Here is a 12,053-nt window from a genome sequence, read left to right on the forward strand (position 1 = left end):
GCCTACCGCTTGGCCCTGCCGTGCGCACCGGCGCCGGACAGTGCTGCCTACCGGGACCTGATGCAGGTCCTCCAGGCGAGGCTGGGGCGTGGCCAGCCGGATACGTTCCGTGGCTACATCCGCTTGCCGGAGCAGGTGGCAATTGCTTCCTGCGGCTCAGCGCTGCCGGTGACGGCGCAGCCAGAGCCAGGCATACAACACAAGGTTCACGCCCAGCACGACGCCCGCCAGTATGTATTGCATGGGCGGCGTCAGCCCGGCAGGGTAGATCAAGGGAAGGAGATAATGCTCGATGAACCCCTCCGCATAGCCCTGTTGGCCTGCGCGCACGCGTAGCTCGTTTTCCAGGTAGGTGAGCGGACAGATTGCGCCCATCAGTTCAATGCCGGCCGCCCACAGGGTAGCCGGCAGGTGAATCCGCCACATGCGCGGCCAGCGCAACGTCAAGGCAGCGCCGCAAAGGGCAAACAGGATGAAGGCCAGGTGCAGCAGCAAGACTGCATCGGCAGCGAGACGGAATAGCATCGCTGGATTTTACGCTGCCTTTCTGGATGACCCCATGGTGTGACACGGGCTCGGCGGTGCTTATGGGCGGGTGAAGCTCCATTGCTGGTTGGTGCCGTTGTTCAGCGACCATTGGATGATCTGGGCGTTTTCGGCGGTGCTCTTGTTTTGCACGTCGACCACGTAGCCGCTCAGCAGGTTCTTGACCGTGTACCAGCCGCTGGCGGGGCTGGCGAAGCTCCAGTGCTGGCCGTTGCCGGCCCAGTAGGACCATTGCGCGATATTGGTGCCTGCCGTGGTGGAGTTTTCCCAGTTGTCGAGGCTGAGCAGGCTGCCGGCGTTGATGATGCTGTATTGGCCGTCGCCATGCCCGATCAAATACCACTGCTGGTGCTTGCCGCCGCTGTAGGTCTGCTGCTGCACCATGGCGCCGTTGCTGGTGGAGGCGTTGGCGACCGCCAGCGCTTTGCCGCTCAGGCGTGACTTGATTACGTAAGGGCCGTCGCTCATGCCGCCGCAACCGGCAAAATTCGTAAAGTTGCGCGTCAGGCTGGGCCAGCCGCCGCTATACGTCATGCGCAGGATGTCGAGCTTGGCATTGCCGCCGTCGTTCAGGTCGTAGTAGTGGATCGAAGTGAAGTTGCAGCCATCCTGCTTCAATACGCCGATGTGGCCGGGGCCTTTGTATTTGCCGTCGACATTCGGCAGCACGGTGCGGGTGCCGGAGTAGGGGCCGGTAATGCTGGTGGCGCGCTGCACCTCGACGTAGTAGGTGCTGTTGCTGCCTTTGCAGCAGGCGCCGCGGTTGACGAACAGGTAGTAGTAGCCGCCGTCGCGGGTGATGTAGGGGGCTTCGATGTCCTGGCCGTTGCCGCCCCAGATCTTGGTGACGTTGCCGGCCAGCTTGCCGGTCGACTGGTTGATCTCGGCCACGCCGATGCCGCCGAAGAAGGAGCCGTAGCTCATGTACACCTTGCCGTCATGGTCGCGGTACAGGGCCGGGTCGATGGCGTTGATCTCGCTGCTGCCGCCAAACGATTCGACCACGATGCCGAGGTCGGTCCAGGCCGGGTTTTTCAGCGAAGGCGAGCGGGCGACGCCGATGGCCGAGCTGGAGGTACCGAAGGTCGAGACCGAGTAGTAAATATAGTAATACCCATTCATGTGGATCACGTCCGGCGCCCAGAACGAGCCGCTGAAGTTGGGAATCTTGTTGGCGATCCAGCTTGGATAGGTGCTGAATACCGGCCCCGGGCCGCCCTGCCAGGTGGTCAAGTCGGTCGAGGTGGAATACCAGATCCCGGTGCCGGTGGTGAAGTTGAAATAGGTGTCGCCGTCCTTGGTGATGGTGCCCGGGTCGTGGGCGTTCTGCAGCCCGGCGAGGTTGATGGCCTGCGCCGCCAGGGCGTGCAGGCACAGGCAGAGTACTGCCAGCAGCTTTTTCATTCGGTCTCCTTATCTATTTATAGGGCGCACTAGCCCATCACCAGATTAGGAGGCGTTGCCCCAAGGCACCAATGAGTTTTTTATCCGCTGCGATACCGTTTCCGGCATAGTCCGAGCAGGCCCAGCCCGGCGCCCAGCATGCCCCAGTTGGCCGGCTCGGGCACCGGCGCGAGCGCGTCGACCATCAAGTTGGTTCGCCACAGCAGTTGCTGGTTGTAGGCAGTGTCGTTGTGCCAACCCAGCGAGAAGCTGTCGGTAAATCCACCCGGTTCTGCGCCCAGCGTACTGCCGCGCTTGTAGTCAGGTTCGCAAGTGCTTGGAGCCAGGTCGAGGCAGATGCCGGCGAAGCCGCTGCTCTTGGCGCCGCCTGCGGTGCTGTCGTGGAAGGCCAGTTGCAGGCGGCCGCTGACGGTCACACTGGCGCCCGGTGCAAGATTGAGAAGAATGTCGGTCCACAGGCTGCTTTCGCCGCTGCGCCAGGCGCCGTCTCCTTCGGCCATGTCGACCGCCAGGCTGCCGCCGCCGGCCAGCGGGTTCCATCCGCCCTGTGCCTGCGAGCCGTTGTGCTGGGCGTTGGTGGCCACGGGCTGCCAGCTATCCTTGTCGATGGCCCATTCGGCAATGTCCTTGTAAGTGTCGACGTTGACGATGCGCGAATACAGTTTGCGATGGTCCGGCTGCACGGTGTAGTTGCCGCTGCCCTGCAGCTGCAGCTGGTCGATCGTGAGGGTGGCGCCCACGTTGCCGGCGTGGGTCAGGGGAGCGGCCAGCAAGCCGGCCAGGAGTGCGGGAATTGCCAGTTTTACCATGGGAACCTCCGTACACAAAGGAGGCAATCTTATCCGCGAGTTAACTGACGGCGGCGCTCGCTTGCCGCCAGGCCAGAACATTTGACATACCTCGTACAAAGCTGTTGCGTCAAGGGGGAAATATCGGTACACTAGCCGGCTTCGGTATGGGTTCGTCTTTTTTGCCCGTATCTTTTTTTGTAGTTAAACAAAGCCCCGCCCAATCGTAGGTGGGAATGGAGAAAAAATGAGCCTTGGCCTCCTCGGTCGCAAGGTTGGTATGATGCGCATCTTCAACGATGACGGGGATTCGATCCCAGTCACCGTGTTGGACGTGTCGAACAACCGTGTTGCGCAAATCAAAACTCCTGAAGTGGATGGTTATTCCGCTGTTCAGGTTGTCTTCGGTCAGCGTCGCGCATCCCGCGTGACTAAAGCTGCTGCCGGTCATTACGCTAAAGCAGGTGTTGAAGCTGGTTCCTTCATCAAGGAATTCCGCGTTGACGCAGCTAAGGCAAACGAACTGAAAGCTGGTGAAGTTATCGCCGCTTCCCTGTTCGAAGTCGGTCAGAAGATCGACGTGCAAGGTGTGTCGATTGGTAAAGGCTATGCCGGTACCATCAAGCGTCACAACTTCGCATCGGGTCGTCAAACCCACGGTAACTCCCGTTCGCACAACGTACCAGGTTCCATCGGTATGGCGCAGGATCCGGGCCGTGTGTTCCCAGGCAAGCGCATGACCGGTCACATGGGCGACGTTACCGTCACTACCCAGAACCTGGAAATCGCTCGTATCGACGCTGATCGCCAGCTGCTGCTGGTGAAGGGTGCAGTACCAGGCGCGAAAAACGGCCAGGTTGTTGTATCGCCAGCTGTTAAAGTTAAAGCAAAGAAGGGAGCTTAATCGATGGAACTGAAGCTCTTGAACGCGCAAGGTCAAGTTGCGTCGAACGTAGCTGCCGCTGACACCGTCTTCGGCCGTGACTACAACGAAGCGCTGATCCACCAAGTCGTCGTTGCTTACGCTGCTAACGCACGTAGCGGTAACCGCAAGCAAAAAGACCGTGAAGAAGTCCACCACACGACCAAGAAGCCATGGCGCCAAAAAGGCACCGGCCGTGCTCGTGCTGGTATGTCCTCCTCCCCGCTGTGGCGCGGTGGTGGTCGCATCTTCCCGAACTCCCCTGACGAGAACTTCTCGCACAAGGTCAACAAGAAGATGTATCGCGCAGGTATCTGCTCGATCCTGTCCCAACTGGCCCGCGAAGAGCGCCTGGTTGTGATCGAAGACCTGTCGATCGAAGCTCCTAAGACCAAGCTGCTGTCGCAAAAGCTGACCGGCATGGGTCTGGATTCGGTCCTGATCGTTACCGACACCATCCAGGAAAACCTGGAACTGGCTTCCCGCAACCTGCCGAACGTGCTGGTTGTCGAGCCGCGTCACGCTGACCCAATGTCCCTGGTCTTCTACAAGAAGGTCCTGGTCACCAAGGCAGCTCTGGCACAGATTGAGGAGATGCTGGCATGAGCGCAGTTATCAAACACAGCGAAGAGCGCCTGATGAAGGTGCTGCTGGCTCCGGTCATTTCCGAAAAAGCCACCATGGTTGCGGAAAAGAACGAGCAGATCGTGTTCCTGGTTACCAAGGACGCGACCAAGCCAGAAATCAAGGCCGCCGTTGAACTGCTGTTCAAGGTTGAAGTGGAATCGGTGCAGACCGTGAACCGCGAAGGTAAGGTCAAGCGTTCCGGCCGTTTCATCGGTCGCCGCAACCACACCAAGCGTGCTTTCGTGTGCCTGAAGCCAGGCCAGGAAATCAATTTCACCGAGGAGGCTAAATAATGGCACTCGTTAAGATGAAGCCAACCTCCCCAGGCCGTCGCGGCATGGTGAAGGTTGTGAACGCCGACCTGTACAAAGGCCGTCCGTTCGCCGCCCTGCTGGAGAAGAAGTCCAAGACTGCTGGCCGTAACAACAACGGTCACATCACCACCCGCCACATCGGCGGTGGCCACAAGCACCACTACCGTGTTGTGGACTTCAAGCGCACCAAGGACGGCATCCCTGCGAAAGTGGAACGTATCGAATACGATCCAAACCGTACCGCACACATCGCCCTGCTGTGCTACGCCGACGGCGAGCGCAAGTACATCATCGCCCCTAAAGGCGTTGCTGTTGGCGACACCCTGCTGAACGGTTCGGAAGCGCCGATCAAGGCCGGTAACTGCCTGCCAATCCGCAACATCCCAGTCGGCACCAACATCCACTGCGTGGAAATGCTGCCAGGTAAAGGTGCCCAGATGGCCCGTACCGCTGGCGCCGTTGTGGTCCTGATGGCCCGCGAAGGTACTTACGCCCAGGTTCGCCTGCGCTCCGGCGAAGTGCGCCGCGTGCACATCGAGTGCCGCGCCACCATCGGCGAAGTTGGCAATGCTGAGCACAGCCTGCGCAAGATCGGTAAAGCCGGTGCCATGCGCTGGCGCGGTGTTCGCCCAACCGTCCGCGGTGTGGTAATGAACCCGATCGACCACCCGCACGGTGGTGGTGAAGGCCGTACCGCAGCTGGTCGTCATCCAGTGTCCCCATGGGGCCAGCAGACCAAGGGTAAGAAGACTCGCTCCAACAAGCGTACTTCTTCGATGATCGTCTCTCGCCGCGGCAAGAAATAAGGATAAACCATGACTCGTTCATTGAAAAAAGGGCCGTTCTGCGACGCCCACCTGGTGAAAAAAGTCGAAGCCGCTCAAGCGACCAAAGACAAAAAGCCAATCAAAACCTGGTCCCGTCGCTCGACGATCATGCCTGACTTCATCGGTCTGACCATTGCCGTGCACAACGGCAAGGTCCACGTGCCTGTGTACGTGTCCGAAAACATGGTTGGTCACAAGCTCGGCGAATTCGCGCTGACCCGTACCTTCAAGGGCCACGCTGCTGACAAAAAGGCTAAGAAATAATGGAAACCAAAGCTATCCTCAAAGGCGTGCGCCTGTCGGATCAAAAGGGTCGCCTGATCGCTGACCTGATCCGCGGCAAGAAGGTTGACGCTGCGCTGAACATCCTGCAGTTCAGCCCTAAGAAAGGCGCGTTCATCGTCAAGAAAGTGCTGGAGTCCGCTATTGCGAACGCCGAGCACAACGACGGTGCCGACATCGACGAACTGTTCGTGAAAACGATCTACGTCGAAAAGGGTCCAATCCTGAAGCGCTTCACTGCACGCGCTAAAGGTCGTGGCGACCGTATCTCGAAACAATCCTGTCACATTTACGTGACTGTCGGTAACTAAGGAGCTGCGATGGGTCAGAAAATTCATCCAACCGGTTTCCGTCTGGCGGTCACCCGTAACTGGGCATCTCGCTGGTACGCAACCAACGGTAACTTCGCTTCGATGCTGAACGAAGACCTGAAGGCACGTGCTTTCCTGAAGAAGAAGCTGAAAAACGCTTCCGTAGGCCGCATCGTGATCGAGCGTCCTGCCAAGAACGCACGCTTCACCGTGTACAGCTCGCGTCCTGGCGTCGTGATCGGCAAGAAGGGCGAGGACATCGAAGTCCTGAAGTCCGCCCTGACCAAGATCATGGGCGTGCCAGTGCACGTGAACATCGAAGAAATCCGTAAGCCGGAAATCGACGCTCAGCTGATCGCTGACTCGATCTCCCAGCAGCTGGAAAAGCGTATTATGTTCCGCCGCGCCATGAAGCGCGCCATGCAGAACGCAATGCGCCTGGGCGCCCAGGGCATCAAGATCATGTCCTCGGGTCGTCTGAACGGCATCGAGATCGCCCGTACCGAATGGTATCGCGAAGGCCGCGTGCCTCTGCATACCCTGAAGGCGGACATCGACTACGGTACCTCCGAAGCTTCCACCACCTACGGCATCATCGGTGTCAAGGTGTGGGTGTACAAGGGTGACCGCTCCGCCACCGGCGAAGCACCAGTCATCGACACCCCGGCTGAAGAGAAGAAGCCACGTGGCCCGCGCCGCGACGACGGTAAGCCAGCTGGCCGCCGTCCAGCTCCAGGCGCCAAAGCCCCAGCCGCCCGCCGCGCTGCCAAGCCGGCTGCAGCTGACAAAGCAGGAGAATAAGCATGCTGCAACCAAGCCGCAGGAAATATCGTAAAGAGCAGAAAGGCCGCAACACCGGCATTTCGCACTCCACCGGCACTAACGTGTCGTTCGGTGAGTTCGGCCTGAAGGCCGTGGCTCGTGGCCGTATCACTGCACGCCAGATCGAGTCCGCTCGTCGTGCAATGACCCGTCACATCAAGCGTGGTGGCCGTATCTGGATCCGTGTTTTCCCAGACAAGCCGATCTCCAACAAGCCTGCCGAAGTCCGTATGGGTAACGGTAAAGGTAATCCGGAGTACTACGTTGCCGAAATCCGTCCAGGCAAAGTCCTGTACGAAATGGATGGCGTTGGCGAAGAACTGGCACGCGAAGCGTTCCGTCTGGCTGCTGCTAAACTGCCTCTGGCTACCACCTTCGTGGTGCGCCAGGTTGGCCAATAATTGGAGTGAAATATGAAAGCATCTGAACTCCGTGGCAAAGACCAGGCTGCACTGCAGAAAGAACTGAACGACCTGCTGAAGGCGCAGTTCGGTCTGCGTATGCAAGCTGCTACCCAGCAGCTGGGCAACAGTTCGCAGCTGAAGAAGGTCCGCCGCGACATCGCCCGCGTGAAAACGGTAATGAACTCGAAGGAAGCGAAATGACCGAACAAGTTAAGCTGAAGCGTACTCTGATCGGTAAAGTCGTGTCCGACAAGATGGACAAGACCGTTACCGTTCTGATCGAACGTCACGTCAAGCACCCTCTGTATGGCAAGATCATCGTGCGTAGCGCCAAGTACCACGCGCACGACGAGACCAACCAGGTCAAAGCCGGTGATACGGTAGAGATCGTGGAAGGTCGTCCGATCTCCAAAACGAAGGCGTGGACGGTGACCCGTGTAGTGCAAGCTGCACAAATCGTCTAAGTAAGTTGCAAGCCGGGAGCGTGAGTTCCCGGCCACAATTTAATTAGTTCTTGCAGGCCCGCAGGTTTTATGTGATACTTGCGGGCTTCGTCCATGTATCCGCCGCAAAGTTTCTCTCCGTAGACGCGATAGCGGTCAGTACTTGTATGAAGATCAAGCACCCAATCAGCAGGCGTTGTGTTTGCTGGCGGGACCAAGACTGACCGATGTCCGCATTGTGTGGATTCTTCGGCTTAAGTTGGGAAAGAGATAACTATGATTCAAACTGAAAGCCGGCTCGAAGTGGCCGACAACACCGGTGCCAAGGAAGTCATGTGCATCAAGGTGTTGGGCGGTTCCAAGCGCCGTTACGCTGGCATCGGCGACGTGATCAAGGTCACCGTTAAGGTGGCTCAGCCTCGCGGCCGTGTCAAAAAAGGTGAAATTTATAACGCCGTGGTAGTGCGCACCGCTAAGGGTGTGCGTCGCCAGGACGGTTCGCTGGTGAAGTTCGACGGCAATGCTGCTGTCCTGCTGAACAACAAGCTGGAACCGATCGGTACCCGTATCTTTGGCCCAGTGACGCGTGAACTGCGCACTGAGAAGTTCATGAAGATCGTGTCCCTGGCACCGGAAGTCCTGTAAGGAGTCAGACAATGGATAAGATTCGCAAAAACGACGAAGTCATCGTCCTGACTGGTAAGGACAAGGGCAAGCGCGGCGTAGTGACCCAGCGTGTAGACGCTGAGCACGTCGTGGTGGACGGCGTTAACGTGGCTAAAAAAGCCGTTAAGCCAAACCCGATGACTGGTGTTCAAGGTGGCATCGTTGACAAGACCATGCCAATTCACGTGTCCAACGTTGCTCTGTTCAACGCTGCGACCGGTAAGGCAGATCGCGTAGGCTTCAAGGAAGTGGATGGCAAAAAAGTCCGCGTCTTCAAGTCCTCCGGCGAAGTAGTGAAAGGGTAATCAGAAATGGCCCGTCTGCAACAACTGTACAAAGACAAGATCGTCGCTGAGTTGACCGGCAAGTTCGGTTATTCCTCCGTGATGGAAGTGCCGCGCCTGACCAAGATCACCCTGAACATGGGTCTCTCGGAAGCCGTGGCTGACAAAAAAATCATCGAGCACGCTGTTGGCGACCTGACCAAGATCGCCGGCCAGAAGCCAGTCGTGACCAAGGCCCGTAAGGCAATCGCAGGTTTCAAGATCCGCGAAGGCTACCCGATCGGTACCATGGTGACCCTGCGCGGCGCCCGCATGTACGAATTCCTGGACCGTCTGATCACCGTGGCCCTGCCGCGCGTGCGTGACTTCCGTGGTGTGTCTGGCAAATCCTTCGATGGCCGTGGTAACTACAACATCGGCGTGAAAGAACAGATCATCTTCCCGGAAATCGAGTACGACAAGATCGACGCACTGCGTGGTATGAACATTTCGATCACCACCACCGCGAAGACCGACGACGAAGCCAAAGCGCTGCTCGCCGCCTTTAAATTCCCGTTCAGGAACTAAACGATCATGGCAAAACTCGCACTGATTAACCGTGAACAGAAGCGTGCTGACCTGGTAGCCAAGTTTGCTGCCAAGCGCGCCGCTCTGAAGGCCATCATTGATGACCAGACCAAGTCGGAAGAAGAGCGTTACGAAGCGCGCCTGAAACTGCAGGCCCTGCCGCGTAACTCGGCTCCAACCCGTCAGCGCAACCGCTGCCAGGTCACCGGTCGCCCACGTGGCACCTTCCGTAAATTCGGCCTGGGTCGTATCAAGCTCCGTGAATTCGCCATGCGTGGCGAAATCCCGGGTATGACCAAAGCCAGCTGGTAATAGGAGAATAAGCAATGAGTATGAGCGATCCTATCGCCGATATGCTGACCCGTATTCGCAACGCACAGACCGTGCAAAAGACCTCCGTGGCAATGCCATCGTCGAAGGTGAAAGTTGCGATTGCCAACGTCCTGAAAGACGAGGGTTACATTGAAGATTTCGCCGTGTCCACCAACGAGGGCAAGTCGGAACTGAAAATCGGTTTGAAATATTATGTAGGCCGTCCTGTGATCGAGCGTCTGGAACGTGTTTCGCGTCCAGGCCTGCGTATCTACAAAGGCAAAGATGAGATCCCAACCGTGATGAACGGCCTGGGCGTGGCAATCGTGTCGACCCCGAAAGGCGTCATGACCGATCGCAAGGCGCGCGCTACCGGTGTTGGTGGCGAAGTCATCTGCTTCGTGGCTTAAGGAGTAACACAATGTCTCGTGTAGCTAAAATGCCGATCGTTGTGCCTGCTGGCGCCGAAGTTGCCATCTCCGCACAAGCGATCACCGTCAAGGGCCCGCTGGGCACCCTGACCCAGAGCCTGAACGGCCTGGTAAAAGTTGAAAACAACGCTGGCACCCTGTCCTTCGACGTGGTGAACGACAGCCGTGAATCGAACGCCATGTCCGGCACCCTGCGTGCCCTGGTCAACAACATGGTCGTGGGCGTTACCAAGGGCTTCGAGAAGAAGCTGTCCCTGGTCGGCGTGGGCTACAAAGCCCAGGCTCAAGGCGACAAGCTGAATCTGTCCCTGGGCTTCTCGCACCCGGTCGTTCACGACATGCCTGCCGGTGTGAAGTGCGCAACCCCGACCCCAACCGAGATCATCATCTCTGGCGTTGATCGCCAAAAGGTTGGCCAGGTTGCCGCCGAAGTGCGTGCTTACCGCTCCCCTGAGCCATACAAAGGCAAGGGTGTCCGCTATGTGGACGAAGTGGTTAAGCTCAAAGAAACCAAGAAGAAGTAATTAGGGGCTGACGATGGACAAAAAAGAATCTCGTCTGCGCCGCGGACGTCAAACTCGCATCAAGATCGCGCAACTGAAAGTGAACCGCCTGTCGGTCCACCGCACCAACCTGCACATTTACGCGAACCTGATCAGCCCGGACGCCAAAGTTCTGGTTTCGGCCTCGACCGTGGAAGCGGAAGTGCGCGCCGAGCTGGCTGGCAAGTCTGGCAAGGGTGGCAACGCCGCCGCTGCCGCACTGGTTGGCAAGCGTGTCGCAGAAAAAGCACTGAAAGCGGGCATCACCGAAGTCGCCTTCGACCGCTCCGGTTTCCGTTACCACGGCCGCATCAAGGCGCTGGCTGAAGCCGCGCGTGAAGCTGGCCTGAAGTTCTAAGGGTACGATCATGGCAAAAATGCAAGCAAAAATGGCATCCGATAAGCCGGATGATGGCATGCGCGAAAAAATGATCGCGATCAACCGCGTGACCAAAGTGGTCAAGGGTGGTCGCATCATGGGCTTCGCAGCGCTGACCGTGGTTGGTGACGGCGATGGCCGCATCGGCATGGGCAAGGGCAAGTCGAAGGAAGTTCCGGTCGGTGTGCAGAAGGCAATGGAAGAAGCCCGCCGCAACCTGATCAAGGTTCCTCTGAAGAACGGCACCCTGCAGCACACCGTCACCGGCCGCCACGGCGCGTCGAAAGTGATGATGTCGCCAGCCAAGCCAGGTACCGGCGTGATCGCTGGTGGCGCCATGCGCGCTATCTTCGAGGTGATGGGCGTGACCGACGTGGTGGCAAAATCCACCGGTTCGAACAACCCATACAACCTGGTGCGCGCCACCCTGGACGGCCTGGCCAAAATGAGCACTCCAGCTGACATCGCTGCCAAGCGCGGCAAGTCGGTTGAAGAGATCCTGGGTTAATAGGGAGCACTTCAATGAGCACTATCAAAGTCAAACTGGTGAAGGGCCTGATCGGCACCCGTCAAGACCACCGCGCTACCGTGCGTGGCCTGGGCCTGCGTCGTGTGAACTCTGTCAGCGAACTGCAGGACACTCCTGCTGTGCGCGGCATGATCAACAAGGTCGCCTACCTCGTTAAAGTCGTTTCCTAAGCGACCCTTAGGAACTGGAGAAAACAATGCAACTGAATACCATTCAACCAGCAGAAGGCGCGAAGCACGCTAAGCGCCGCGTTGGCCGCGGTATCGGCTCCGGCCTGGGTAAAACCGCAGGCCGCGGCCACAAGGGTCAGAAATCGCGTTCGGGCGGCTTCCACAAAGTCGGCTTCGAAGGCGGTCAAATGCCTCTGCAGCGTCGTCTGCCTAAGCGTGGCTTCAAATCCCTGAATGCCACTTTCAAGGCTGAAGTGCGTCTGTCCGACCTGAACGCCCTGGCTGTCGGTGAAGTCGACATCCTGGTGCTGAAACAGGCCGGTGTGCTGAATGTTCTGGCACGCGACGTACGTGTGATCGCTTCCGGCGAAATCACCAAAGCAGTGACCGTAAAAGGCCTGAAGGTGACCGCTGGCGCGAAAGCAGCCATCGAAGCAGCTGGCGGCTCGGTAGCCTGAGTCAGCTAGCTTAATCGGAGCGAAA

Annotated in this window: 23 protein-coding genes; 20 read left to right on the forward strand and 3 right to left on the reverse strand. The window is 58.3% G+C overall.

Annotated elements, in window-relative coordinates; translation table 11 throughout:
• Positions 1-156 precede the first annotated feature (156 nt).
• From ACN9M3_RS03980 to ACN9M3_RS03990, 3 genes are all read right to left on the reverse strand, one after another.
• Positions 157-525, reverse strand: a complete 369-nt coding sequence (locus tag ACN9M3_RS03980) for a DUF2784 domain-containing protein (protein WP_426320689.1) — start codon at positions 523-525, stop codon at positions 157-159.
• Positions 526-585: 60 nt separating this feature from the next.
• Entirely contained in the window at positions 586-1,950 is a 1,365-nt protein-coding gene (locus tag ACN9M3_RS03985; RefSeq protein WP_426320691.1) for a family 43 glycosylhydrolase, read from the reverse strand.
• A gap of 80 nt (positions 1,951-2,030) precedes the next feature.
• Positions 2,031-2,759, reverse strand: a complete 729-nt coding sequence (locus tag ACN9M3_RS03990) for a PEP-CTERM sorting domain-containing protein (RefSeq protein ID WP_426320693.1) — start codon at positions 2,757-2,759, stop codon at positions 2,031-2,033.
• A gap of 226 nt (positions 2,760-2,985) precedes the next feature.
• On the opposite strand from ACN9M3_RS03990, the gene rplC reads away from it, so the two are divergent.
• From rplC to rplO, 20 genes are all read left to right on the forward strand, one after another.
• A complete protein-coding gene (gene rplC, locus ACN9M3_RS03995; protein ID WP_426167767.1) occupies positions 2,986-3,642 on the forward strand; it encodes a 50S ribosomal protein L3 in 657 nt (218 codons plus the stop codon).
• Positions 3,643-3,645: 3 nt separating this feature from the next.
• On the forward strand, positions 3,646-4,266 hold the full coding sequence (gene rplD, locus ACN9M3_RS04000; RefSeq protein WP_130315953.1) for a 50S ribosomal protein L4: 621 nt from the start codon (positions 3,646-3,648) through the stop codon (positions 4,264-4,266).
• A complete protein-coding gene (gene rplW / locus ACN9M3_RS04005) occupies positions 4,263-4,580 on the forward strand; it encodes a 50S ribosomal protein L23 (protein ID WP_130315952.1) in 318 nt (105 codons plus the stop codon). The genes rplD and rplW overlap by 4 nt, the downstream gene beginning before the upstream one ends.
• Complete coding sequence (gene rplB, locus ACN9M3_RS04010; protein ID WP_130315951.1) at positions 4,580-5,407, forward strand: 50S ribosomal protein L2; 828 nt, start codon at positions 4,580-4,582, stop codon at positions 5,405-5,407. The genes rplW and rplB overlap by 1 nt, the downstream gene beginning before the upstream one ends.
• 9 nt (positions 5,408-5,416) lie before the next feature.
• Positions 5,417-5,692, forward strand: coding sequence for a 30S ribosomal protein S19 (gene rpsS / locus ACN9M3_RS04015; RefSeq protein ID WP_093556914.1), 276 nt, complete (start codon positions 5,417-5,419; stop codon positions 5,690-5,692).
• On the forward strand, positions 5,689-6,021 hold the full coding sequence (gene rplV / locus ACN9M3_RS04020; RefSeq protein ID WP_207232949.1) for a 50S ribosomal protein L22: 333 nt from the start codon (positions 5,689-5,691) through the stop codon (positions 6,019-6,021). Before rpsS ends, rplV begins: the two co-directional genes overlap by 4 nt.
• A 9-nt stretch (positions 6,022-6,030) precedes the next feature.
• Entirely contained in the window at positions 6,031-6,822 is a 792-nt protein-coding gene (rpsC, locus tag ACN9M3_RS04025) for a 30S ribosomal protein S3 (protein ID WP_057264738.1), read from the forward strand.
• Between the two features lie 2 nt (positions 6,823-6,824).
• Positions 6,825-7,244, forward strand: a complete 420-nt coding sequence (gene rplP, locus ACN9M3_RS04030; protein ID WP_028101660.1) for a 50S ribosomal protein L16 — start codon at positions 6,825-6,827, stop codon at positions 7,242-7,244.
• A gap of 12 nt (positions 7,245-7,256) precedes the next feature.
• Positions 7,257-7,448: a 50S ribosomal protein L29 gene (gene rpmC, locus ACN9M3_RS04035; protein WP_028101659.1), complete on the forward strand. Its 192-nt coding sequence runs from the start codon at positions 7,257-7,259 to the stop codon at positions 7,446-7,448.
• A complete protein-coding gene (rpsQ, locus tag ACN9M3_RS04040; RefSeq protein ID WP_055937633.1) occupies positions 7,445-7,711 on the forward strand; it encodes a 30S ribosomal protein S17 in 267 nt (88 codons plus the stop codon). The genes rpmC and rpsQ overlap by 4 nt, the downstream gene beginning before the upstream one ends.
• Positions 7,712-7,966: 255 nt before the next feature.
• A complete protein-coding gene (gene rplN / locus ACN9M3_RS04045; RefSeq protein ID WP_028101657.1) occupies positions 7,967-8,335 on the forward strand; it encodes a 50S ribosomal protein L14 in 369 nt (122 codons plus the stop codon).
• An 11-nt stretch (positions 8,336-8,346) separates the two neighbouring features.
• A complete protein-coding gene (gene rplX, locus ACN9M3_RS04050) occupies positions 8,347-8,661 on the forward strand; it encodes a 50S ribosomal protein L24 (protein ID WP_055937637.1) in 315 nt (104 codons plus the stop codon).
• A gap of 6 nt (positions 8,662-8,667) precedes the next feature.
• Entirely contained in the window at positions 8,668-9,207 is a 540-nt protein-coding gene (gene rplE, locus ACN9M3_RS04055) for a 50S ribosomal protein L5 (RefSeq protein WP_155452625.1), read from the forward strand.
• Between the two features lie 6 nt (positions 9,208-9,213).
• Complete coding sequence (rpsN, locus tag ACN9M3_RS04060) at positions 9,214-9,519, forward strand: 30S ribosomal protein S14 (RefSeq protein WP_055937643.1); 306 nt, start codon at positions 9,214-9,216, stop codon at positions 9,517-9,519.
• 14 nt (positions 9,520-9,533) lie between these two features.
• On the forward strand, positions 9,534-9,929 hold the full coding sequence (gene rpsH / locus ACN9M3_RS04065; RefSeq protein WP_130315945.1) for a 30S ribosomal protein S8: 396 nt from the start codon (positions 9,534-9,536) through the stop codon (positions 9,927-9,929).
• Between the two features lie 11 nt (positions 9,930-9,940).
• Positions 9,941-10,474, forward strand: a complete 534-nt coding sequence (rplF, locus tag ACN9M3_RS04070; protein WP_130315944.1) for a 50S ribosomal protein L6 — start codon at positions 9,941-9,943, stop codon at positions 10,472-10,474.
• Positions 10,475-10,487: 13 nt separating this feature from the next.
• A complete protein-coding gene (gene rplR, locus ACN9M3_RS04075) occupies positions 10,488-10,850 on the forward strand; it encodes a 50S ribosomal protein L18 (RefSeq protein ID WP_028101651.1) in 363 nt (120 codons plus the stop codon).
• Between the two features lie 10 nt (positions 10,851-10,860).
• Positions 10,861-11,379, forward strand: a complete 519-nt coding sequence (rpsE, locus tag ACN9M3_RS04080) for a 30S ribosomal protein S5 (protein WP_057264732.1) — start codon at positions 10,861-10,863, stop codon at positions 11,377-11,379.
• Between the two features lie 14 nt (positions 11,380-11,393).
• Entirely contained in the window at positions 11,394-11,570 is a 177-nt protein-coding gene (gene rpmD, locus ACN9M3_RS04085; RefSeq protein WP_035373423.1) for a 50S ribosomal protein L30, read from the forward strand.
• A gap of 26 nt (positions 11,571-11,596) precedes the next feature.
• Positions 11,597-12,028 carry a 50S ribosomal protein L15 gene (rplO, locus tag ACN9M3_RS04090; RefSeq protein WP_028101648.1) on the forward strand — a complete coding sequence of 144 codons (432 nt, stop codon included), beginning with the start codon at positions 11,597-11,599 and terminating at the stop codon, positions 12,026-12,028.
• The last annotated feature ends 25 nt before the right edge of the window (positions 12,029-12,053 follow it).

The organism is Pseudoduganella sp. R-43 (assembly GCF_049913255.1).
GTDB lineage: Bacteria > Pseudomonadota > Gammaproteobacteria > Burkholderiales > Burkholderiaceae_D > Rugamonas.